Below are 20,305 nucleotides of genomic sequence, written 5' to 3' on the forward strand. Positions count from 1 at the left end.
GCGTCCGGACTGCCGTGGGTCACTCCACGAGCAGCGCGGGCTCCTCCAGCACGCTCGCGACGTCGGCGATGAAGCGGCTCATGGCGTCGCCGTCGACGACCCGGTGGTCGAACGATCCGGCGACCGTGGTGACCCAGCGCGGGCGTACCTCGCCGTCGACGACCCAGGGCTTCTGGCTGATCGTTCCCATGGCGAGGATGCCCGCCTGACCCGGATTGATGATCGGGGTGCCTGCGTCCATCCCGAACACACCGATGTTCGTGATCGTGAACGTGCCGCCCTGCTGGTCGGCCGGCGTGGTCTTGCCGTCGCGCGCCGTGAGGGTGAGGCGGTTGAGGGCGCGAGCGAGGTCCTTCATCCCGAGGTCCTGCGCGTCCTTGATGTTCGGCACGAGCAGGCCGCGGGGCGTGGCCGCCGCGATGCCGAGGTTCACGTAGTGCCGCACGGCGATCTCGGCGCCATCCCCGGTCTCGATCCACGCCGCGTTGATCATGGGGGTGCGCCGCAGCGCCCAGATCACGGCGCGCGCCACGATCAGCAGCGGTGACACCTTGATGTCGGCGTACTCCGGCGCGGCCTTCAGACGCTTGACCAGCTCCATCGTGCGCGTCGCGTCGACGTCTTTCCACACCGTGACGTGCGGGGCCGAGTACGCGCTCTGCACCATCGCCGACGAGGTCGCCTTGCGCACGCCCTTCACCGGGATCGACTCGGTGCGGTCGTCGTCGGAAGCGGATGCCGCGACCGGCGCGACACCGCGGGCGAGGCCGACCGGCGCGATCTGCGGGGCAGGCACGGTCTCCTCGCGCACGTCGCCCCACTCGGGCGTCTGGATGTTGCGGAACACGCTGGCCTGCTCGGCGTGCTTCACGACGTCGTCGCGCGTGACCTCGCCGTCGGCGCCGGTCGGGGTGACGGTCGTGAGGTCGACGCCGAGGTCGCGAGCGAGCTTGCGGATCGGGGGCTTCGCGATCACGCCGACCGACGAGCGGACCGGGCGCTCGGCCGGGCGCTTGCGGCGAGAGGTCGCTCCCCCGCCCGTGCCGTAGCCGACGAGCACGGAGCCGCCGCCCTCCTCGGGAGCGGGCGCCTCGGCGGTCGCGACGACTCCGGGACCGGCATCGTCACGAGCATCCGTCACGAAGGTGATGATCGGCGCACCGACCTCCACCGTCGCCCCCTCGGCGACCAGGAGCTCGCCGACGACGCCGGCGTGCGGCGACGGCAGCTCGACGAGCGACTTGGCCGTCTCGATCTCGCAGATGACGTCGTTGATCGCGACCGTGTCGCCGGGCGCGACCTTCCAGGCCACGATCTCGGCCTCGGTCAGACCCTCGCCGACGTCGGGGAGGGTGAAGTTCTGAGTGCTCATCTGCGGTCCTCTCGGGGACTGGTCAGTAGGCCAGGGAACGGTCGACGGCCTCGAGGATGCGGTCGGCATCCGGGAGGTAGGTGCCCTCGAGCTTCGCGGGCGGGAACGGGGTGTCGTATCCCGAGACGCGCAGCACCGGAGCCTCGAGCGCGTAGAAGGCGCGCTCCATGACGGTGGCGGCCACCTCGCTGCCGATGCTCGTGTGCCCGGGGGCCTCCTGCGCATAGACCATGCGTCCGGTCTTGCGCACCGAGTTGAGGATCGGCTCGTAGTCGATCGGCGACAGCGACCGCACGTCGACGACCTCGCAGCTCGTGCCCTCGGCCTCGGCGAGCGCGGCCGCCTGCAGCAGCGTCGTCACCATGGCGCCGTGCCCCACGAGCGTGACGTCGGATCCGGAGCGCACGACGCGCGAGGAGTGCAGCGGCAGCGCGGACGCGTCGAGCTCGACCTCACCTTTGGGCCAGTAGCGGCTCTTCGGCTCCATGAAGATCACGGGGTCGTTCGAGGCGATCGCCTCCTGGATCATCCAGTACGCGTCGTTCGGCGTCGAGGGCGAGACCACCCGCAGGCCCGGAGTGTGCGAGAAGTACGCCTCGGGGCTCTCCTGGTGGTGCTCGACCGCGCCGATGTGGCCGCCGTACGGGATGCGGATCACGATCGGCAGGCTCAGCGCGCCCTCGTGCCGGTTCGTGAGCTTCGCGAGCTGCGTCGTGATCTGGTCGAACGCCGGGAACACGAAGCCGTCGAACTGGATCTCGATCACCGGACGGAACCCGGCCATCGCGAGCCCGATCGCCGTACCCACGATCCCCGATTCCGCAAGTGGGGTGTCGAGCACGCGCTGCTCGCCGAAGTCGCGCTGCAGGTGCTCGGTCACGCGGAACACGCCACCGAGCTTGCCGATGTCCTCCCCCATGAGCAGGACCTTCTCGTCGTCCTCCATGGCCTTGCGGAGACCGGCGTTGAGGGCCTTGCTGAACGGCATCGTCTCGAGAGTCATCGCGTGCCCTCCTCGAACGACGCCTCGTAGCGGGCGTGCCACGCCTTCTGCTCGTCGATCAGCGGATGCGGGTCGCTGTAGACGAAGTCGAACATCTTGTCGGCGGTCGGCGGTCCGAGCTCGACCGTGCGGGCGCGGAGGTCCTCGGCGGCGTCGGCGGCCTCGGCATCCGCGTCGGCGAAGAACTGCCCCGACGCTCCGCGGTTCTCGAGGAACGCGCGCAGGCGCACGATCGGATCGCGCAGCGCCCAGGACTCCTCCTCGTCGGAGCCGCGGTACTTCGTGGGGTCGTCGCTCGTGGTGTGCGCGCCGAGCCGGTAGGTCACGGCCTCGATCGCGCGCGGGCCGCGGCCGCTGCGTGCCTCGTCGAGCGCGACGCGGGACACCGCGTAGCTCGCGAGCACGTCGTTGCCGTCGACGCGGACGCTGGGGATGCCGTAGCCGGCGCTGCGCTCGACGAGCGGCACCCGCGACTGCGTCTCCACCGGGACCGAGATCGCCCAGTGGTTGTTCTGCAGGAAGAACACGGTCGGGGCCTGGTAGCTCGCCGCGAACACCATGGCCTCGTGCACGTCTCCCTGGCTGGAGGCGCCGTCGCCGTAGTAGACGATCACGGCCTCATCGCGCTCGGGGTCGCCGGTGCCGCTGCGTCCGTCGAAGTTCAGGCCCATCGCGTACCCCGCGGCGTGCAGGGTCTGCGAGCCGAGCACGAGCGTGTACAGGCGGGTGTTGCCGTTCTTCGGATCGGTCGGGTCCCAGCCGCCGTGCGAGACACCGCGCATGAGCTTGATGATGTCGAGCGGGTCGACGCCGCGGATGCGCGTCACGACGTGCTCGCGGTACGACGGGAAGATCGTGTCCTGTGCGCGCGCGGCACGAGCGGAGCCGACCTGCGCGGCCTCCTGTCCCCGGCTCGGCGGCCACAGGGCGAGCTGGCCCTGCCGCTGGAGGTTCGTCGCCTGGGTGTCGATCGCACGGATGCTGACCATGTCGCGGTAGAACTGCTCGAGCTCCGCGTCGCTGATCGTCTCGATCAGGGGCAGGTACAGCTCGGCTGCGGGGCTCGGTGCGAACCGGCCGTCCGCGTCCAGGACACGCACGAGGGGGGTCTCGGGGGTACTCACGCGCTCCACGCTACCCGCGCCCGCATGCCAGGTCACGTATACCTAGGACGTCCTCGCATCTGCCGGGATTCCGGAGAAAAGCCCGGTCAGCGGCCGTCAGCGGTCGTCAGCGGAGAGCGGCGGCGACCGAGAGCACGCGATCCACCGACGGCTCCTCGCCGACTGAGATGCGGATGCCGTCGCCGGGGAACGGCCGCACGACGAGATCGTTCTCGACGAACACGGATGCCGCCGCCTCGGTCTGCGCTCCCGTGGGCAGCCACACGAAGTTGGCCTGGGAGTCGGGGACGTCCCAGCCCTGCGCGCGGAGCCCCTCGACGAGCCGGGTACGGCGTTCGACGATGACGGCGACGCGCTCGAGCAGTTCGGCCTCGGCGTCGAGGCTGGCGATCGCGGCGTTCTCGGCCGCCGACGTGACGGAGAGCGGGATGCCGGTGGTGCGTGCCGCGTCGAGGACCTTCTCGTTGCCGATCGCGTAGCCGACGCGCAGGCCGGCGAGTCCGTAGGCCTTGGAGAACGTGCGGAGCACGACCACGTTCGGGTGGGTCTCGAACACGCGCTCGGCGAGGCCGTCGATCGCGTCGGGGGCGGTGACGAACTCGGCGTAGGCCTCGTCGAGGATCACGAGCACGTCGGACGGGACCCGGGCGATGAACTCCGCGAACTCGGCGGAGGTGATGATCGGACCCGTGGGGTTGTTCGGAGTGCACAGGATGACGGCGCGCGTGCGCTCGGTCACGGCATCCGCCATCGCGGACAGGTCGTGGCGGAACTCGGCCGTGAGAGGCACCTGGACGCCGGTGGCCCCCGCGACGAGCGGCAGGCTCGGGTACGCCTCGAAGGAACGCCAGGCGTAGACGACCTCGTCGCCGACGGAGGCGGTGGCGAGGATGAGCTGGTGGAGGATCGACACGCTGCCAGCGGCGACGTGCACCTCGTCGGGCGACACCCCGTAGCGCTCCCCGAGTCGTGCGCGCAGGCGTCCGGCGCTCGCGTCCGGGTACCGGTTGATCGGCGTCGTGTGCTGCAGCGCCTCGACGACCGACGGCAGCGGGTCGAACGGGTTCTCGTTGCTCGACAGCTTGAACGCATCGGGTCCGGCCTGCTTGCCCTGGCGATACGGGGCGAGAGCGGCGATGGCTGGGCGGATGCGCGGGAGGATCGGGTCGGTCACAGGTCCCACTCTAGGATCCGCAGTGCTCCGGCGGCCAGGATGCTGGTGGTCGACGGAACGTCGACGGTACCATTGTGGTATGGCCATGAATCTGCGACTGCCGCCGGAACTCGACGCACAGCTCAGCGCGCTGGCCGATCGACGTCACACCTCGAAGCACGCCTTGCTGATCGAGGCTGCCGACCGTTTCCTCCGAGAGGAGGTGACGACGGAGCAGGCCGTCGGAATCGCGCGCGACGTCGCCGACCGGTACTCGGAGCTGCTGAGGCGGCTGGAAGACGCGTGACCCGGTACCTCGAGCTCCCGCAGGCGATGGGGATACTCCAGCACCTGGGCCTTCACGTTCGCGACATCGGTCTGCTGTCGTCAGCCCTCGCACGGCCGTCGAGTTCGATGTTCGGCGTCGAGGCCTACCCCGAGCTCGAGGTGAAGGCGGCATCACTGCTGTCCTCGTTGAGCCAGAACCACCCGCTGTTCGACGGGAACAAGAGATTCTCCTGGGTCGCCACTCTGACGTTCCTGGAACTGAACGGCGTGCGCATCGATATGGACATCGACACCGCTTTCTCTCTCGTGTTGAGCACCGCTCAGAGCAAGACCACGCTCGACGAGGTCGCCGATGCCTTCCGCGCACATTCGTCGTGAGGGCTCACCCCGCCCGCACTCCCTGACATCCGCGCACTCGCGTGCGAGACTGGCCTGACCATGCGCTTCATCATCCGTGTCGTCGTCAACGCGTTCGCCCTCTGGGTCGTCACGCTGATCCCCGTCCTGCAGGTCACGATCACGGCGTTCCCGCCGGGCGAGACCCTGCAGCTGGTGCTGACCCTGCTCGCGGTGGCCGCGATCTTCGCCCTCGTGAACACGATCATCGGCACGATCGTGAAGATCGTCGCGTTCCCGCTGTACATCATCACGTTCGGGCTGATCGGCTTCGTGATCAACGGGTTCCTGCTGTGGCTCACCGCCTGGATCACGAGCGGCTTCGGCTGGGGTCTGAGCGTCGGGCACTTCTGGTGGGGTGTGGTTGCCGCCCTCCTCATCTCGATCATCAACGGCATCTTCGGGTTCATCCTGCGTCCGCAGAACAAGCGCTCCCGCCGCGACTGACTCTCGGACCACGCGGACGCTAGTCCGCGTCGACGATCCGTTCGGCGCGGAACGCTGTCCGCTCGATCACCGCCGCCTCGTCGAGGTGCGCCCAGAAGGCGTCGAGCTCCGCGATCCTCGGGTCGCCGGAGGAGTCGGCCTCCTCAGCGAGCTCGACGTAGGACTCGAGGAGGTGCGGGCGTCCGGCGTCGCCCCAGGTGAAGCCGGGATCGCCCTCCGCTGTGATGGCGATGCTCTCGGGGCTTCCCGCGCCGCCCGGCGACCCTCCCCCGGAGAGCGCCCGCACCGGATCGTCGGTGTGTGCGAGGGTCACGAGGGTCTGCTCCTCGCTCAGCGTCGGGTCGAGCGGGCTGCCCGCGGTGATGACGAGAGGCACGTCGTAGCCGCTCTGCATCGCGAGGTGGGTCGCGATCGCGCCTCCCTGCGAGTGGGCGACGATCGCGACCTGATCCCCGGGCCGCGCGCCGGCCGTCTCGAGCGCGGCGATCGTCGACGCGTACGACGCCGACATCCGGCCCGAGTACAGCTCGCTGTTGGACTTCATGTCCCAGGGGTCGCGGCCGCCCCAGTCACCCGGCGCGAAGGTCTGGGTGCCTTTGATGTACACGACGTACGTGGTGGCGCCTCCGGCGAACGAGTACTTCTCGACGGCCACCTGCGCGCCGTGCTTCTCGGGGATGCGTGACACCGCGCCGGCCAGGCCGTTCGGAGCACCGGACGGCGTCGAGGCCGTGACGGGTGCGACCGCCACCTTCTCGGCGGACCCGTGCAGCACCGCTCCCCGGGGGACCACGCCGAGCGTCGACCCCCCGCCGATGAGCGCGGACAGCAGGTAGACCGGGGCGAAGAACCCGGCGGGAAGCACCTGCGTCATCAGCCCGTCGAAGCGCTCGCCTCGCCACTCGTCGAGCAGCTTCTCCGCCATTCCGGGGATGCGCCCGTCCGCGTCCTCGAGCCGCCGCATCCTCTCCCGTGCCGCGTCGGCCGCGTCGGACCGTCCGCCCATCAGGGACTCCACCTGCAGCTCCACGTACTCGAACACGTCGGCCATCAGCAGCGTGCCGTCCACGGTGTCCAGGCAGTCGTCACGGATGCGAGAGATGCTCTCCACGAGGGACCACAATCCGACCAGGTCGATGTGGGCGCTCAAACCCGGGGTGTCCACGACATGCGCGTAGGCGCGCTCGACCGCAGCGCTCGCACGCGCGTAGTCGACCGCGACGGCGTCCAGGCGCCGACCGATACGGCGGAGGTCGTCGGGGTCGACCGAGATCGCGCCTCCGTGATCGATGTTCAGTTCGCTCATACGGGCACCCCCTCGAGCTCGCGCTCGCGGTCGGCGAGCTCGGCCCTGGTGGAACGCGTCCGCACGAGGAGGCCGAGGAGCGCTTCCTGCAGCGCGTCGACACCGTCGGACCGCCATCGCGTGTCGGCGCGGAGCGCGACCAGGGTCGGCACGGCGTCATCGAGGTCGGCGCCCGCGGCGCGGACGAGCGCGAGGGCATGGAGCACGGCCCAGGCCGGCGGCGAGGTCACGGGATCGGTGGTCGGAACGAGGAGCAGCATGCGCTCAGCATCCCCGGCTCGGAGGGTGCCGCGTCGACGGGGACGGTCCGATCCCCGGATGCCGTGCACGCCGGTGAGTCGCTCTCGGATGTGCAGGACGAGTGGCTCGGGCATCCCGGCATCGCGCGATCAGCCGCCTACCGGCAGAATGGTCAGGTGACATCCCCGGATCCCTTCCGCGTGATCTTCGTGTGCACGGGGAACATCTGCCGCTCCCCGATGGCGGAGGTCGTCTTCCGCGATCTCGCCGAGCGGCAGGGACTCGGCGCGCGGATCGTCTCGCGCAGCGCCGGCACCGGCGACTGGCACCTCGGCGAGCGCGCCGACCACCGAACCCTCGACGCCCTCGCCCGTCGCGGGTACGACGGATCCCAGCACCGCGCCAAGCAGTTCACCTTCGCCTCCTTCACGGACAACGATCTCGTGGTCGCGTTGGACCGCACCCACGAGCGCAACCTCCGCGAGTGGGCACGCGACGAGGACGAGGAGGGGAAGGTGGCGCTGCTGCTCGCCTTCGATCCCGCCGCCCCCTCGCTCGACGTCCCCGATCCGTACTACGCCGGGCCCGAGATGTTCGATTCCGTGCTCGGTATGATTGAGGCGGCCACCCGCGGGCTGTTCCGCCAGCTCGAGCCGGCTCTCCGCCAGCCCCGCTCGCCCCGAGGGATCGGGGCCCGATCAGGAGGACTCCCCTGACTTTCACGCCCTCGCTCCCGCCGCAGCCCCTGAGCCCCCTCGACGGCCGCTACCGCACCGCCGTCACCGGACTCGCCGACTTCCTCTCGGAGGCCGGGCTCAACCGGGCACGGGTCGAGGTCGAGGTCGAGTGGCTGATCGCCCTCACCGACCGTTCGCTCTTCGAGACGACTCCGCTCACGGATGCCGACAAAGAGCGACTGCGCGCCCTCTACCGCGACTTCGGTCAGGCCGAGATCGACTGGCTCGCCGAGAAGGAGGCCGTCACGCAGCATGACGTGAAGGCCATCGAGTACCTGGTCCGCGACCGTCTGAGCACGCTCGGTCTCGACCGCATCGCCGAGCTCACGCACTTCGCCTGCACGAGCGAGGACATCAACTCCGCCTCGTACGCGCTCACCGTCAAGCGCGCCGTCGAGGAGGTGTGGCTCCCCGCACTCGACACCGTGATCGCGAAGCTCCGCGAGCTCGCCGCCGAGCACGCCGACGCCGCGATGCTGTCGCGCACCCACGGACAGCCGGCCACTCCCTCGACCATGGGCAAGGAGCTCGCGGTGTTCGCGTGGCGCCTGGAGCGCGTGCGCGGCCAGATCGCCGCGAACGACTACCTCGCGAAGTTCTCGGGCGCGACCGGCACCTGGTCGGCGCACCTGTCCGCCGACCCCGACGCCGACTGGCCGACGATCGCCCGCGAGTACATCGAGGGCCTGGGACTGGGCTTCAACCTGCTGACGACGCAGATCGAGTCGCACGACTGGCAGGTCGAGCTGTACGACCGGGTGCGCCACGCCGGCGGCATCCTGCACAACCTCGCGACCGACATCTGGACCTACATCTCCCTCGGCTACTTCGCGCAGATCCCCGTGGCCGGGGCGACCGGGTCGTCGACCATGCCGCACAAGATCAACCCGATCCGGTTCGAGAACGCCGAGGCGAACCTCGAGATCTCGGGCGCCCTGCTCGCCTCGCTCGGCCAGACCCTGGTCACGAGCCGTCTGCAGCGCGACCTCACCGACTCGACCACGCAGCGCAACATCGGCGTCGCGTTCGGTCACTCGCTGCTCGCGCTCGACAACCTGCGCCGCGGCCTGAACGCGATCTCGCTGCGTCGCGACGTGCTGCTCGCCGACCTCGACGTGAACTGGGAGGTGCTCGCCGAGGCGATCCAGACCGTCATCCGCGCCGAGGTCACCGCCGGTCGCTCGACGATCCAGGACCCGTACGCCCTGCTCAAGGAGCTCACCCGCGGACACCGCGTGGGCGCCGCGGATCTCGCCGCCTTCGTCGAGGGCCTCGAGATCGGGGATGCCGCCAAGCAGCGCCTCCTCGCCCTCACCCCCGCGACCTACACCGGCATCGCCGAGCAGCTCGCGAAGTGACCGGCGAACCGGCGCTCGCGAGCGCGGAGGTCACGGCGTCCGGCATCCCGCTGCGCCGCTTCGGCCACCGCTTCGACATCGACGAGGTCGACGCCTTCCTCGACGCGTGCCGGTCGACCCTGCACGCCTGGGAGCACGGTCGCGGCGAGATGGCGAGCCTGAGCGCCACCGACATCGTGGTGCACATGTTCAGGGGCGTGCGGGGGTTCACTCACGGCTATGACCCCGACCCCGTGGACGACCTGCTCGATCGCGTCGTGATCCGGATGCGGGAGCTCGGCGCCTGACCGTCAGCTCCGGGGCTCGGTCCCGGAGTCGTGCGCGACGGCCGCGTCGCGCGGCATGAAGGCCGCTGCGATCAGCGTGAGCACGGCGACGACAGCGGCGGCGACGAACACCCAGAACGACGCGTCGACGATGGTCCCGGGGTCCTGCGGACCCGCGCCGCGGGCGATCACCGCGTTCGAGATCGCCCCGAACACGGCCACGCCGAGCGCACTGCCCGCCGACCGGGCGAAGGCGTTCATGCCGGTGACGGCGCCGCGCTCGCCCCAGCCGACGGCGGCCTGAGCGGCGATCAGCGTCGGCGCGGCGCTCCAGCCGAGCCCGAAGCCCAGCACGAAGGCCACGGCCGCGATCACGACGGGGTTCGGCCACGGCGACACGATCGCGAGGGCGACGGCGGCGAGCGTCGCGATCAGCAGCCCCGTGAGCGCGGTGCGCCGGAACCCGATGCGCAGATACAGCCTTCCGGCGTTCGCCGCTGCGAGCGGCCAGCCGAGGGTGAGCGCCGCGACGGCCAGCCCTGACAGCAGCGGGGCGATGCCGATCGACCCCTCGAGGTAGGCCGGTGCGAAACTCGTGACACCGGTCAACAGGGCGCCGATCCCCAGGGAGACGATCGTCGTGGTGAGGATCAGCGGGCGCGCGGCCAGGCGCAGGTCGACGATGGGCTCGGCGGCCCGCCGCTCCACCACCGCGAACACCGCGAGCGCTGCGACGCCGAGACCGAAGCATACGACGCTCGGGACCGAGATCCAGTCCCAGGCGTTGCCGCCCTCCAGCATCCCGAGGATCAGTCCGGTGAGGCCGACCGTGAGCAGCGCGGCCCCGAGGTAGTCGATCCGATGCCGCTGCGGCTCGACCTTCTCGTGGTACTTCCGCAGCAGCATCCAGGCCGCGATGAGACACAGCGGGATGTTGACCCAGAAGATCCACCGCCAGGCGTCGAGCTGCGCGAAGATCCCGCCGAGCGCGGGACCGACGACCGAGGAGATCGCCCAGACCGACGCGATGTAGCCCTGGACCTTGGCGCGCTCGGCGACCGTGTAGATGTCTCCGACGATCGTCATCGACATGGGGGCGACGGCGCCGGCACCGAGGCCCTGCACCACCCGGAACACGATGAGGGCGGTCATGCTCCACGCGAGACCCGAGAGCAGGGAACCGAGCAGGAACAGCCCGATACCGAGGAGGATGATGGGCTTGCGTCCGACCGTGTCGGCGAAGCGCGAATAGATCGGCACGCTCACGGCCTGAGCGAGCAGGTACACCGAGAACAGCCAGGGGAACTGCTCGTAACTTCCGAGGTCACGCACGATGCTCGGCACCGCGGTCGCGAGGATGGTCGCGTCGATCGCGATCAGCCCGGTCGACAGCATGAGCGCCCCGAGCACCGGGCCGCGCTCCGAGCGGAGTCCGACGGAGGCGCGATCGATCGAAGCTGTCACCCTGAGGACAAGCCGCTCGGCGGCGCGACTATTCCGCGCGGTCGGAGATCAGGGGGTGGCGGCGGAGCCGGGCGTCTCGGGCTCGGCGTCGTCGGCCGGCTCCGGATCGTAGAGCACCGGGCGATCGACGGTCTTCGTGACATCGGCGGGATCGACCACCAGGATCAGCATCGCGAGGATCAGCAGCGTCACGATGAACGCGCCGCCACCGACCACGAGGCCGAGCGCGATCGGCGTGAGGCCGTCGTAGGTGCCGTTGGCAATCGCCGTGTTCACGCGAGCGGTGAAGGCACCGGTCGACACCAGGGTCACGATCGCCGCGAAGACGCCACAGCCCAGCGCGATGCCGAGCAGATGCAGAGGTCGCAGGATGTCCCGGCGCGTGGGCTTGTCGTCGCTCATCGGTCGCCTCCCTGCTCGACGGATGCGGTCTCGGATGCCGACGCCGGGGCATCCGCGCGCTTCGGCGTGAGTCCGGCGATGCCGAGGAAGACCGCGATGATCGCCGCGTATCCCCCGAACATCCCGACGCCGAGGATGATGCCGGTGAGTTCGAACTCGCCCGCGCCCTTGATGGCGTACGGCTGCACGAACCCGGCCGGGATCGCGATCAACAGCACGGCGAGGAGCAGGCCGAAGGCACCCACCGTAATGGCGTCGCGAGCCGTCGGATCGGCCGCCCGGCGCGCGCGGAGGCCGACGATGAGCTCGACGAGGCCGGTGGTCAGCGCCCAGGCGATCACGACGATGAAGAAGAGGTCCTCCGTGCGCCACGCCGGGACCCCTGCCGCCATCCCGGCGGCGACGCCGAGGAGGGCGAGCACGACCCAGGGCCAGCGCTGCCCGGCCGGGAACACGAGCCAGACCGCGAGGATCATCACGAGCGACGTCGTCAGCACGAAGCCGCTGAACACCGAGAGGCCGATGGCCGCCGAATGGTCAGGAGAGAAGGTGATCATCACGGCTGCGGCGGCGGCGAAGAGAGCGCGCAGCAGCTGGACGTGGCGCGCGGTGAACGCGCGTGCAGGGGCAGACATGACGATCCAGAGTCCTCCGGGGTGTTCCCCCCAGTCTACGCGGGGGCGCGCGATGCTCGGACGCGGACCCGTCGGCGGCGCGGACCTGCGCTGAACGTGTTCGTGGGGCCTGACGGATCTCCCCAGATCGATCGTCAGGCCCCACGAGAACACGCAGCGACGGGGGCGGCACTGCGTCGAGCCGCGCGAGGACAAGGTCGGGCACCCTGCTTGTCTCGATACAGCCCTGTAGACCCCAGAAATAGCACCTCGTCCCCTACGCGATGCCGGTGTGGTCGTATGCTCACTGTAGGGGCCGGTTCTTCACATACCGGAGGGGGACGTGTGATGAGTCTGGAAAAAAGTCGTAGAGCGGCATCGGACGAGTTCCATGGCGCCTTCAGGGACGCGATCAACGCCCGGGGACTGACGCTCGCACGCCTCCACGAGATGCTCCGCGCACGCGGCAACGGCGTGTCGATGACCACGCTCAGCTACTGGCGCTCCGGCCGTCGACGCCCCGAGGGCGTGCAGTCCCTCACTGCCCTGGCCGACATCGAGATCCTCCTCGACCTGCGCGCCGGCGCTCTCACAGGGCTCCTCGGTTCGACGAACAGGACGGGTCCTGTCGGCCCGAACCTCTTCCCGATCGACGAGCAGGGACTCGAACTGGCCGTGATCGACGCGTTCGATGCGATGGGCGCCGAATACCCCGACACCTCGCGCGAGCTCACGACGCACTCGATCACCGACGTCGACGAGCACGGCAACGTCTCGCACTGTACGACCCGCAGCATCATCCAGTCGACCGTCGGCACCGTCCGGTCGATCCCCTTCCTCGAGCTCACGCCCGGCGAGTCCACCCCGGCGCCGATCATCGAAGCCATCTCCGGCGGGCGCATCTCGGCGCGCTACTCCCACCCGAGCGGGGAGGTCCACGGGGTGCTCTTCGAGCTCGACGTGCCGCTCGCGGCGCCGGACACCGCGATCGTCGAGTGGTCGGTGGACTTCCCGCCCGGCTACCCGGCGCAGCGGGACTCCGGTCACGCTGTGGCCATGAAGGCGCGCGAGCTGCTCGTGTGGACGCGCTTCCATCCCGACGCCCTGCCGGATCGCATCGAGGAGCGCGTCGACACCCCCGACGGCGTGATCACCACGGCTCTCGACCTCGGCGGTCGACACTCCGTCCACCAGGTGCGGCGCGCCTTCGGGCCCGGAGCGCTCGGCATCAGCTGGAGCTACGACGACGGGCGCTGAGCGTCGCGGTGGTCATCCGGGCTGATCGCCGACGGCCACCGGACGCCCCGGGGTGTTCGACCACTGGCTCCAGGAGCCCGGGAACACCTTCGCGTCGATCCCGATCTCGTGGAGGATGAGAGCCGTGTGCGCCGCCGTCACCCCGGATCCGCAGTAGGCGGCGACGGACGTCGTCGAGGTCACGCCCGCGTCCGCGAACGTGGCGCGGATGACGTCCGGGTCCTTGAGCGAGCCGTTCTGCTCGAGATGGAGCATCGTCGGGACGTTGCGGGCGCCGGGGATGTGACCGGCCACCGGATCGAGCGGCTCCGTCTCCCCGCGATAGCGCTCGCCCGCACGGACGTCGAGGAGCACCCCGGACTCCGGGAACACCGCCGCCTCGTCGATCGTGAGGGCGTCGCCGCCGATCTCGCCGAGCGTCACGTCACCGGACTCCGCGGCGACGTCGTCGGTGTCGAGGGTGTAACCCGCCGCCGTCCAGGAGCGGACGCCGCCCTCGAGCACTCGCACGTCGACACCGCCCTGACGGAGCAGCCACCACGCGCGGGCGGCGGCGGTGCCCTTCGCGTCGTCGTACGCGACCACGACGTCGCCGGCGTTGACACCCCATCGGCGCGCGGCGGCCTCGAGCGCCGCCGTCGTCGGCAGGGGATGCCGTCCGTCCGAGGGCGCACCGTGCGAGGCGAGCTCGGTGTCCAGCGAGACGTAGACCGCTCCCGGGAGGTGTCCGCTCAGATACTCGGCCCGCCCATCGGGCCGGTCGAGTCTCCAGCGCACGTCGATCAGACGGACCGGCGTCGCGCCGTTCAGCAGGTCGTGGAGCTCGGTGGCGGTGAGGAGATCGCTCATACCGCGAGGCTAGCCGGTCACCGCGCCCGCCACCCCGGTGACGTAACGCGAGGACAGGGACGGGCGTCCACCGGCCTTCGCGCGGATCCGGATCGGGAATAGCGCATGCCGTCGCGTGTTGCATCTCGCATGATTGAAACTTCACACGTCGCGGTGCCGGCAGCGTCGGAGCGCACCCGCGTCCGTGTCCCGCTGCGGTTCGCCGACGGTTTCGCCACCACCGCTGACGTCCTCACCTTCGACGGTCTCATCGACGGGAAGGAGCACCTCCTGCTCGGCCTCGGCGATTGGCGCGCGGCGCTCGACCGATCGGCGAGCGGCGGGGCGGCTCCGCTCGTCCGCCCGCACAGCGAATGCCTGACCGGTGACGTCTTCGGGTCGGAGCGCTGCGACTGCGGCCCCCAGCTTCGCGAAGCCGTCGAACGCATCGCGGACGAGGGCGGCTTCCTCCTGTACCTGCGCCAGGAAGGTCGGGGGATCGGCCTGTACGCGAAGCTCGACGCCTACGCCCTGCAGGACGCCGGCCTCGACACGTACGAGGCGAACGTGGCTCTCGGGCACGCCGAGGACGAGCGCGACTACACGGCCGCGGCGCAGATGCTGCGCGCGGTGGGCGTGGACGGCATCCGTCTGCTCAGCAACAACCCCGACAAGGCCGTGCAGCTCGAGGCCCTGGGGATCCGCGTCGCCGAGCGCGTGCCGACCGGAGTCCATCTGTCGACCGCGAACGCCCGGTACCTCGAGGCGAAGCGCGATCACACCTCGCACACTCTCGACCTGTCGGCCGCGTGATGACCGAGAGGCAGCTCGACGACGCCGAGATGGCGGTGTGGCTCCCCACCATCCGCTTCGTGCAGCTGCTGCCTCAGGTCCTCGATCGCACCCTGCGCGCCGAGACCGGAGTGAACCACGCCCACTACGCGATCCTCGTGTCTCTGGCGGGACAGGGCGACTCGACGATCACGATGACCGAGCTGGCACGCATCGCCGGACTCAGCAAGTCCCGGCTGAGTCACGCTCTGGACTCGCTCGAAGACCGCGGGTGGGTGGAGCGCGGGAGCTGTCACAGCGACAAGCGCACTCTCTCGGCGACGCTCACCCCGGAGGGTCGGGACGTGCTGCGGTCGGCCGCTCCCGTGCACGTCGCCCAGATCCGCGATCTCGTGCTCGGTCCGCTGGACGACGAGGAGCGCGAGCAGCTGGGCGCGATCGCGTCGAAGCTGCTCCCCGGCCTGGCCGCGGCACTCTGATCCACGGCGCGGCACCGGGGCGATCGCGTTTCTGCTCACAGCAGAAAGGCTCGGATCCCCCGCGATCACCGGCCTATCGTGAGGCATGGCTGAGATCGTCCCGTTCCCGCGTGCACCCCGTCCCTCCGTGGACCCCGCTTCGAGCAGCCCCGAGCCCCTCTGGCGCCAGCTCCTCGGCGAGCAGCTCCGCCGCCGACGACACGACCGTTCCGAGACCCTGGCCGAGACGTCCGAGAGGGCGGGCGTGTCCCCGCAGTACCTGTCCGAGGTGGAACGCGGGCTGAAGGAGCCGTCGAGCGAGATGATCGCCGCGATCGGCGGGGCGCTCGACACCTCGTTGGTCGAGCTCGCGAGCGCGGTCGCCGACGAGCTGCGCATGGCGACCGCCCCGGCATCCGCCGTGGTCTCGGTGAGCCGGGACGCGTTCGCCCTCGCCGCCTGAGCGCGCACCGCGCGGTTCGTCGGCAGGAACGACGCGCGCCTGCAGGACACGGAAGGACGGATGCGTCCGGCATCCGTCCTTCGATCCTGCAGACGTGCCGGGTTCAGACGGTCCGCTCCCCCAGCACGGTGTCGATCAGCCCGTAATCGAGCGCAGCGGATGCGGTGAACACGCGATCCCGGTCGGTGTCGGCGCGCAGAACCTCGACCGTGCGGCCGGTGTGCCGCGCGAGGATGGACTCCATGTCGGAGCGCACCCGCACGACCTCGTCGGCCGCGAGGATGAGGTCCGGGATCGCGCCGCGCGACTGACCCGCGGGCTGGTGCAGCACGATCCGCGCGTGTGTGAGCGCCGACCGCTGCCCCGCGGCCCCGGCGGCCACGAGCAGCGCCGCCGGACCGATCGCCTGCCCCACGCACGTCGTGGCGATCACCGGACGCACGTGCTGCATGGTGTCGTAGATCGCGAGCGCCGCGCCCGGGTCGCCGCCCTCGCTGTTGACGTACAGCTGCACGGCCGACTCCGGGCTGTCGGCGTCGAGGTGCAGCAACTGCGCGATCAGGGCGTTCGCGACCCCGGCGTCGATGCCCGTGCCGAGGTAGATCACGCGCTCCGCGAGCAGGTGCGAGTAGACGTCCATGACGCGTTCTCCGCGCGGATGCTGCGCGATGACGTTCGGGATCGTGTAGCTGCTCATGACGACGCCCCCAGTCCGACACGCGACCGTCGTCGCGGCATGAGGTCGGCCACGCCGTCGACGATGCCGTCGATGAACCCGTAGTCCTGCGCCTGGGCGGCGGTGTACCAGCGGTCGTGCAGCGAGTCCTCGAAGATGCGCTCGCGCGGCTGTCCGGTGTCGTGCGCGATCAGGCCCAGCACGGTGTCGCGCATGTGCCGCAGGTCGTCGGCCTGCGTCTCGATCTCGACCGCGGAGCCGCCGATGCCGGCCGACCCCTGGTGCATGAGGATCCTCGCGTGCGGCAGAGCCCGTCGCTTGCCGCGCGCACCGGCCGACAGCAGGAACTGTCCGGCGCTGCACGCGAGGCCGAGCGCCAGGGTCGACACGTCGTTCGGCACGAGCATCATGAGGTCGCGGATCGCGAGCATGGCGGGCACGGAGCCGCCCGGCGAGTGGATCCACAGCGAGATGTCGGTGGTCGGGTCCTCGGCCGACAGCGTGAGCAGCTGCGTCATGAGCAGCGTGCCGTTGTCGTCGTCGAGGGCGCCGTCCAGCACGAGCACCCGCTCGTGGAACAGTGCACGGCGGGACTCGGGCCCGAACTGCGGGATGGGGTTGTCTTCGCTCATGGCCCCAGCATCCGCCGCCGCGGTCGGTGGTGGGCGCGAATCCGCCTGCGGCGGATCCGCCGTGAGCGGAGGGCCGGCTCAGCTCGCGTCGACGTGGAGGCGGTGCGCGCCGCAGGTCAGGCAGCGGAACAGACAGCCGACGAGATCGCCGTCGCGCGTGAGGGCGGTGCGGATCAGCTCGGCGTCCCATCCGAGTCCCCCGTCGACATCCGCCGCGAAGGCGGGCTCCGCGAGATACGGACCGAGCTCCTCGGAGTCGACGTATCCGAGGAACGCACACGGCCGCCCGCAATGGGACCGCCACTGCTCCTGCTGCCACGACAGATAGGACGGCGTGTGCCGGGAGACCTCGCGGGCCTCCGCGAGATCGACCGTCGGCTCCTCGTCGGGGTCGATCGGGATGCCCTCGATGCCGAGGGAGTCGTTGAACTGACCGGCGAAGGTGCGGGCGGCGGTGCCGTCGGCGATGCACCACGGGCACAGGTACGACACGGAGGTCCTCGAGTAGAAGGACGAGGTGTAGCGGAGGGCGCGGCGCTCTCCGCACGCGTCGCACACGCCGTCGACCTCCTCGAAGAGGCCGAGTTCGTAGGCGTGCGGATGGAATCGGAAGACGGGGAGAGCGCTCACGCGATCATTCTCGCGCACGTAACATCGCCGACTCATGGCAGTCGTAGCCTCGTCCGCATGACGATGCAGCAGCAGGCGCCCGAGTGGCAGTGGTCGGAGGACGGCCTCAACTTCCGGACACGCAAGTGGGTGCGCCCCGAAGACCTCAACGCGAACGGCTCGCTGTTCGGCGGCAGTCTCCTCAAGTGGATCGACGAGGAGGCGGCGATCTACGCGATCGTGCAGCTCGGCAACTACCGCGCCGTCACGAAGCACATCTCCGAGATCACGTTCGAGGCGTCGGCGGTGCAGGGCGATCTGATCGAGCTCGGCCTGCAGGCCACGCACTTCGGCGTCACCTCGCTCACGATGCGGGCGGTCGCGCGCAACATGATCACGCGCAAGCGCATCCTCACGATCGACCGGATCGTGTTCGTCAGCCTCGGCGAGGACGGCCGCCCCACACCGCACGGCTACCGCGAGATCACCTACAACCGCGACCGCATGCCCACCGAGCGGCTCGCGACGGGCACGGTCGCGCTGCCGAAGCTCTGATCGCCCTCGACCTCCTGCGACAGCGTCGCGAACGCCTGCGCGAGGTCGGCGATCAGGTCGTCGACATGCTCGAGTCCGATCGACAGCCGCAGCACGTCGGCGCCCGGCCGCGCCTCCGCCGGCACGGGACGGTGCGTGAGAGCGGCGGGGTGCTGGATCAGCGAGTCGACACCCCCGAGCGAGACCGCGTGCGTGAACAGACTCGTCGCAGAGGTGACGGCGGATGCCGCGGCGTAGCCGCCCCGCATCCGCAGGGCGATCATGGCACCCGTGCCGCGCATCTGGCGCTCGAGGATGCCCTCGGGATCTCCATCGAGGCCGGGGTAGAACACCTCGGCGACCTCGGGGCGGTCGATGAGCCACTGCACGATGCGTCGGGCGCTCTCCTGCTGGGCACGCATCCGCACCGGCAACGTCGTGAGGCCGCGGTGCAGCAGATAGGCGCCGAGCGGGTGCAGGAGCCCTCCGGTCACCGCCCGCACCCGCCGCAGCGCCTCGGCCGTGCGCTCGTCGCAGGCCACCACACCGGCGATCACGTCTCCGTGTCCGCCGAGGTACTTCGTCGCACTGTGCAGCGACATCGCGGCGCCGAGGTCGATCGGGTTCTGCAGCACCGGCGTCGCGAAGGTGTTGTCCACCACGACCGGCACCTCCCCCGCCTGCGCGACGACCGCCGCGATGTCGGCGATGTCGAGCGTGGGGTTGGCCGGCGTCTCGACCACGACCAGGCCGGTGTCGGCGCGGAGCGCGGAGACGACCTCGTGGGGCGCGCAGTACGTGGTCTCGACGCCGAGGAGACCCGAGCCGAGCAGGTGGTCGGTGCCGCCGTACAACGGGCGCACCGCCACGACGTGATGCTTCCCCGCCGCGGGTCCGTGTGCGAGGATCACGGCCGACATCGCCGCCATGCCCGAGGCGAAGGCCACGGAGGCCTCGGCGTGCTCGAGTTCGGCGAGCGCCTCCTCGAAGCGGGCGACCGTGGGGTTCCACAGCCGGGCGTAGACCATGCTGCCGTCCGCGGGCGGCCGGCCACCGGTCGCCATCGCCTCGTAGGAGTCGCCGCCGCGTTCGATGTCGGGCAGCGGGTTCGTGGTCGACAGATCGATCGGCAGGGCGTGGACTCCGAGCTCGCCCAGGTCGGACCGGCCTCCGTGCACGGCGAGGGTGTCGGGATGCAGCGCTGCAGTCATCCCTCCACATTGCCGAGAACGCGATGGATGCGCTGGGATTCGACAGGATCCGTCGACACAGAGCGCTGATTCGCTATTCTGAGCGAGATCCCGACACGAGGAGGTGTCCCTGTTGGCGAATGCGCAACTCGACGAGCTCGATCTTGAGATCCTCGCCGTCCTCACCCGTGACGCGACCGTCACGAACAAAGCGCTCGCGCACCGGCTGGGTATCGCCGAGTCGACGTGCGCCCATCGCGTGCGTGCACTCCGCGACCGCGGCGTGATCCGCGACACCCGCATCCGCGTCGACGGCGCCGCACTCGGGCTGCCGCTGCAGGCCATCATCAAGGTGCGTCTCGCGAATCACACCGGCCCCAAGGTCACGGCGCTGTTCGATGCGCTCGCCGACATCCCTCGCGTGCTGCAGGTGTTCCACGTCGCCGGGGTCGACGACTTCCTCGTGCTCGTCGCGGTGCCCGACGCCACGGCGCTACGCGACATCGTGCTGGAGCACATCACGATCCACCCGGTCGTGCGCGCGACCGAGACCCAGCTCGTGTTCGAACTGCGCGACGGACGCGGGCTCCTCGGCTGAGGAGCGTTCCCGGATCGCAGGAGATCTCTCGATCTGCAGGGCCGGATGCGGCATCCGCTCCTGCGGACCGTGCGATCTCCTGCGGATCGTGCAGAGCC

The 20,305-nt window shown here is 70.3% G+C and carries 26 protein-coding genes; 12 read left to right on the top strand and 14 right to left on the bottom strand.

What is annotated here, in order from left to right:
- Positions 1–19: 19 nt before the first annotated feature.
- The 4 genes from ACIPY8_RS18985 to ACIPY8_RS19000 all read right to left on the bottom strand — a co-directional run bounded on the left by ACIPY8_RS18985 (position 20) and on the right by ACIPY8_RS19000 (position 4,673).
- Complete coding sequence (locus tag ACIPY8_RS18985; protein WP_400821542.1) at positions 20–1,372, bottom strand: dihydrolipoamide acetyltransferase family protein; 1,353 nt, start codon at positions 1,370–1,372, stop codon at positions 20–22.
- A gap of 22 nt (positions 1,373–1,394) precedes the next feature.
- Positions 1,395–2,375: an alpha-ketoacid dehydrogenase subunit beta gene (locus ACIPY8_RS18990; RefSeq protein WP_400821543.1), complete on the bottom strand. Its 981-nt coding sequence runs from the start codon at positions 2,373–2,375 to the stop codon at positions 1,395–1,397.
- Positions 2,372–3,499: a thiamine pyrophosphate-dependent dehydrogenase E1 component subunit alpha gene (locus ACIPY8_RS18995; protein ID WP_400821544.1), complete on the bottom strand. Its 1,128-nt coding sequence runs from the start codon at positions 3,497–3,499 to the stop codon at positions 2,372–2,374. The genes ACIPY8_RS18990 and ACIPY8_RS18995 overlap by 4 nt, the downstream gene beginning before the upstream one ends.
- A gap of 106 nt (positions 3,500–3,605) precedes the next feature.
- A complete protein-coding gene (locus ACIPY8_RS19000; protein ID WP_400821546.1) occupies positions 3,606–4,673 on the bottom strand; it encodes a histidinol-phosphate transaminase in 1,068 nt (355 codons plus the stop codon).
- A 79-nt stretch (positions 4,674–4,752) separates the two neighbouring features.
- Between ACIPY8_RS19000 and ACIPY8_RS19005 the strand changes: the two genes are divergently transcribed.
- From ACIPY8_RS19005 to ACIPY8_RS19015, 3 genes are read left to right on the top strand one after another with little or no spacing between them, the layout of a single operon-like run.
- The gene (locus ACIPY8_RS19005) at positions 4,753–4,959 is read left to right on the top strand and encodes a ribbon-helix-helix protein, CopG family (protein ID WP_400821548.1); all 207 of its coding nucleotides are present in this window, start codon (positions 4,753–4,755) and stop codon (positions 4,957–4,959) included.
- Positions 4,956–5,318: a type II toxin-antitoxin system death-on-curing family toxin gene (locus ACIPY8_RS19010; RefSeq protein ID WP_400821550.1), complete on the top strand. Its 363-nt coding sequence runs from the start codon at positions 4,956–4,958 to the stop codon at positions 5,316–5,318. The genes ACIPY8_RS19005 and ACIPY8_RS19010 overlap by 4 nt, the downstream gene beginning before the upstream one ends.
- 60 nt (positions 5,319–5,378) lie before the next feature.
- Entirely contained in the window at positions 5,379–5,783 is a 405-nt protein-coding gene (locus ACIPY8_RS19015) for a phage holin family protein (protein ID WP_400821552.1), read from the top strand.
- A 19-nt stretch (positions 5,784–5,802) separates the two neighbouring features.
- Here the strand turns inward: ACIPY8_RS19015 and ACIPY8_RS19020 are convergent, their stop codons facing one another.
- Together ACIPY8_RS19020 and ACIPY8_RS19025 are read right to left on the bottom strand one after the other, a co-directional pair.
- Positions 5,803–7,089: a hypothetical protein gene (locus ACIPY8_RS19020; protein WP_400821553.1), complete on the bottom strand. Its 1,287-nt coding sequence runs from the start codon at positions 7,087–7,089 to the stop codon at positions 5,803–5,805.
- Entirely contained in the window at positions 7,086–7,463 is a 378-nt protein-coding gene (locus tag ACIPY8_RS19025) for a hypothetical protein (RefSeq protein WP_400821555.1), read from the bottom strand. The genes ACIPY8_RS19020 and ACIPY8_RS19025 overlap by 4 nt, the downstream gene beginning before the upstream one ends.
- Positions 7,464–7,505: 42 nt before the next feature.
- On the opposite strand from ACIPY8_RS19025, the gene ACIPY8_RS19030 reads away from it, so the two are divergent.
- Genes ACIPY8_RS19030 through ACIPY8_RS19040 form a run of 3 tightly spaced genes read left to right on the top strand, consistent with a single transcriptional unit; the run spans position 7,506 to position 9,711 of the window.
- On the top strand, positions 7,506–8,045 hold the full coding sequence (locus tag ACIPY8_RS19030) for a low molecular weight protein-tyrosine-phosphatase (protein WP_400821557.1): 540 nt from the start codon (positions 7,506–7,508) through the stop codon (positions 8,043–8,045).
- On the top strand, positions 8,042–9,424 hold the full coding sequence (gene purB / locus ACIPY8_RS19035; RefSeq protein ID WP_400821612.1) for an adenylosuccinate lyase: 1,383 nt from the start codon (positions 8,042–8,044) through the stop codon (positions 9,422–9,424). The genes ACIPY8_RS19030 and purB overlap by 4 nt, the downstream gene beginning before the upstream one ends.
- Entirely contained in the window at positions 9,421–9,711 is a 291-nt protein-coding gene (locus tag ACIPY8_RS19040; RefSeq protein ID WP_400821559.1) for a hypothetical protein, read from the top strand. The genes purB and ACIPY8_RS19040 overlap by 4 nt, the downstream gene beginning before the upstream one ends.
- 3 nt (positions 9,712–9,714) lie before the next feature.
- Here the strand turns inward: ACIPY8_RS19040 and ACIPY8_RS19045 are convergent, their stop codons facing one another.
- From ACIPY8_RS19045 to ACIPY8_RS19055, 3 genes are read right to left on the bottom strand one after another with little or no spacing between them, the layout of a single operon-like run.
- Positions 9,715–11,154 (bottom strand): MFS transporter, encoded by a 1,440-nt coding sequence (locus ACIPY8_RS19045; protein WP_400821560.1) that lies wholly within the window; start codon positions 11,152–11,154, stop codon positions 9,715–9,717.
- Positions 11,155–11,202: 48 nt separating this feature from the next.
- The gene (locus ACIPY8_RS19050) at positions 11,203–11,556 is read right to left on the bottom strand and encodes a hypothetical protein (protein ID WP_400821562.1); all 354 of its coding nucleotides are present in this window, start codon (positions 11,554–11,556) and stop codon (positions 11,203–11,205) included.
- Entirely contained in the window at positions 11,553–12,191 is a 639-nt protein-coding gene (locus ACIPY8_RS19055; protein ID WP_400821563.1) for an acyl-CoA synthetase, read from the bottom strand. The genes ACIPY8_RS19050 and ACIPY8_RS19055 overlap by 4 nt, the downstream gene beginning before the upstream one ends.
- Before the next feature lie 429 nt (positions 12,192–12,620).
- Here ACIPY8_RS19055 and ACIPY8_RS19060 point away from each other — a divergent pair, with 429 nt between their 5' ends.
- On the top strand, positions 12,621–13,427 hold the full coding sequence (locus ACIPY8_RS19060; RefSeq protein ID WP_400821565.1) for a hypothetical protein: 807 nt from the start codon (positions 12,621–12,623) through the stop codon (positions 13,425–13,427).
- Between the two features lie 12 nt (positions 13,428–13,439).
- Here the strand turns inward: ACIPY8_RS19060 and ACIPY8_RS19065 are convergent, their stop codons facing one another.
- Complete coding sequence (locus tag ACIPY8_RS19065) at positions 13,440–14,276, bottom strand: sulfurtransferase (protein WP_400821567.1); 837 nt, start codon at positions 14,274–14,276, stop codon at positions 13,440–13,442.
- A gap of 129 nt (positions 14,277–14,405) precedes the next feature.
- Here ACIPY8_RS19065 and ribA point away from each other — a divergent pair, with 129 nt between their 5' ends.
- From ribA to ACIPY8_RS19080, 3 genes are all read left to right on the top strand, one after another.
- Positions 14,406–15,068 (top strand): GTP cyclohydrolase II, encoded by a 663-nt coding sequence (gene ribA / locus ACIPY8_RS19070; protein WP_400821569.1) that lies wholly within the window; start codon positions 14,406–14,408, stop codon positions 15,066–15,068.
- A complete protein-coding gene (locus ACIPY8_RS19075) occupies positions 15,068–15,526 on the top strand; it encodes a MarR family winged helix-turn-helix transcriptional regulator (RefSeq protein WP_400821570.1) in 459 nt (152 codons plus the stop codon). The genes ribA and ACIPY8_RS19075 overlap by 1 nt, the downstream gene beginning before the upstream one ends.
- 85 nt (positions 15,527–15,611) lie before the next feature.
- A complete protein-coding gene (locus tag ACIPY8_RS19080; protein WP_400821572.1) occupies positions 15,612–15,968 on the top strand; it encodes a helix-turn-helix domain-containing protein in 357 nt (118 codons plus the stop codon).
- 103 nt (positions 15,969–16,071) lie between these two features.
- On the opposite strand, the gene ACIPY8_RS19085 is transcribed toward ACIPY8_RS19080, so the two are convergent.
- From ACIPY8_RS19085 to ACIPY8_RS19095, 3 genes are all read right to left on the bottom strand, one after another.
- The gene (locus ACIPY8_RS19085; protein WP_400821573.1) at positions 16,072–16,665 is read right to left on the bottom strand and encodes a ClpP family protease; all 594 of its coding nucleotides are present in this window, start codon (positions 16,663–16,665) and stop codon (positions 16,072–16,074) included.
- On the bottom strand, positions 16,662–17,276 hold the full coding sequence (locus ACIPY8_RS19090) for a ClpP family protease (RefSeq protein WP_400821574.1): 615 nt from the start codon (positions 17,274–17,276) through the stop codon (positions 16,662–16,664). The genes ACIPY8_RS19085 and ACIPY8_RS19090 overlap by 4 nt, the downstream gene beginning before the upstream one ends.
- Before the next feature lie 78 nt (positions 17,277–17,354).
- Entirely contained in the window at positions 17,355–17,906 is a 552-nt protein-coding gene (locus ACIPY8_RS19095) for a CbrC family protein (protein WP_400821575.1), read from the bottom strand.
- A gap of 57 nt (positions 17,907–17,963) precedes the next feature.
- On the opposite strand from ACIPY8_RS19095, the gene ACIPY8_RS19100 reads away from it, so the two are divergent.
- Positions 17,964–18,440, top strand: a complete 477-nt coding sequence (locus ACIPY8_RS19100) for an acyl-CoA thioesterase (RefSeq protein ID WP_400821576.1) — start codon at positions 17,964–17,966, stop codon at positions 18,438–18,440.
- Here ACIPY8_RS19100 and ACIPY8_RS19105 read toward each other — a convergent pair.
- Positions 18,374–19,630, bottom strand: coding sequence for a trans-sulfuration enzyme family protein (locus ACIPY8_RS19105; RefSeq protein WP_400821578.1), 1,257 nt, complete (start codon positions 19,628–19,630; stop codon positions 18,374–18,376). The two genes, ACIPY8_RS19100 and ACIPY8_RS19105, sit on opposite strands and share 67 nt — an antisense overlap.
- A gap of 112 nt (positions 19,631–19,742) precedes the next feature.
- Between ACIPY8_RS19105 and ACIPY8_RS19110 the strand changes: the two genes are divergently transcribed.
- The gene (locus ACIPY8_RS19110) at positions 19,743–20,207 is read left to right on the top strand and encodes an Lrp/AsnC family transcriptional regulator (RefSeq protein ID WP_400821580.1); all 465 of its coding nucleotides are present in this window, start codon (positions 19,743–19,745) and stop codon (positions 20,205–20,207) included.
- The last annotated feature ends 98 nt before the right edge of the window (positions 20,208–20,305 follow it).

This window comes from Microbacterium sp. NPDC089696 (assembly GCF_044749125.1).
GTDB lineage: Bacteria > Actinomycetota > Actinomycetes > Actinomycetales > Microbacteriaceae > Microbacterium.

Excerpts from the sequence above, each read along its gene's own strand:
- ACIPY8_RS19105 (WP_400821578.1), bottom strand. The coding sequence starts at position 19,630 with ATGACTGCAGCGCTGCATCCCGACACCCTCGCCGTGCACGGAGGCCGG.
- ACIPY8_RS19080 (WP_400821572.1), top strand. The coding sequence starts at position 15,612 with ATGGCTGAGATCGTCCCGTTCCCGCGTGCACCCCGTCCCTCCGTGGAC.
- ACIPY8_RS18985 (WP_400821542.1), bottom strand. The coding sequence starts at position 1,372 with ATGAGCACTCAGAACTTCACCCTCCCCGACGTCGGCGAGGGTCTGACC.
- ACIPY8_RS19085 (WP_400821573.1), bottom strand. The coding sequence starts at position 16,665 with ATGAGCAGCTACACGATCCCGAACGTCATCGCGCAGCATCCGCGCGGA.
- ACIPY8_RS19065 (WP_400821567.1), bottom strand. The coding sequence starts at position 14,276 with ATGAGCGATCTCCTCACCGCCACCGAGCTCCACGACCTGCTGAACGGC.
- ACIPY8_RS19025 (WP_400821555.1), bottom strand. The coding sequence starts at position 7,463 with ATGCCCGAGCCACTCGTCCTGCACATCCGAGAGCGACTCACCGGCGTG.
- ACIPY8_RS19100 (WP_400821576.1), top strand. The coding sequence starts at position 17,964 with ATGACGATGCAGCAGCAGGCGCCCGAGTGGCAGTGGTCGGAGGACGGC.
- ACIPY8_RS19050 (WP_400821562.1), bottom strand. The coding sequence starts at position 11,556 with ATGAGCGACGACAAGCCCACGCGCCGGGACATCCTGCGACCTCTGCAT.
- ACIPY8_RS19055 (WP_400821563.1), bottom strand. The coding sequence starts at position 12,191 with ATGTCTGCCCCTGCACGCGCGTTCACCGCGCGCCACGTCCAGCTGCTG.
- ribA (WP_400821569.1), top strand. The coding sequence starts at position 14,406 with ATGATTGAAACTTCACACGTCGCGGTGCCGGCAGCGTCGGAGCGCACC.
- ACIPY8_RS19020 (WP_400821553.1), bottom strand. The coding sequence starts at position 7,089 with ATGAGCGAACTGAACATCGATCACGGAGGCGCGATCTCGGTCGACCCC.
- ACIPY8_RS19075 (WP_400821570.1), top strand. The coding sequence starts at position 15,068 with ATGACCGAGAGGCAGCTCGACGACGCCGAGATGGCGGTGTGGCTCCCC.
- ACIPY8_RS19060 (WP_400821565.1), top strand. The coding sequence starts at position 12,621 with ATGCTCCGCGCACGCGGCAACGGCGTGTCGATGACCACGCTCAGCTAC.
- ACIPY8_RS19015 (WP_400821552.1), top strand. The coding sequence starts at position 5,379 with ATGCGCTTCATCATCCGTGTCGTCGTCAACGCGTTCGCCCTCTGGGTC.
- ACIPY8_RS19005 (WP_400821548.1), top strand. The coding sequence starts at position 4,753 with ATGGCCATGAATCTGCGACTGCCGCCGGAACTCGACGCACAGCTCAGC.
- ACIPY8_RS19090 (WP_400821574.1), bottom strand. The coding sequence starts at position 17,276 with ATGAGCGAAGACAACCCCATCCCGCAGTTCGGGCCCGAGTCCCGCCGT.
- ACIPY8_RS18990 (WP_400821543.1), bottom strand. The coding sequence starts at position 2,375 with ATGACTCTCGAGACGATGCCGTTCAGCAAGGCCCTCAACGCCGGTCTC.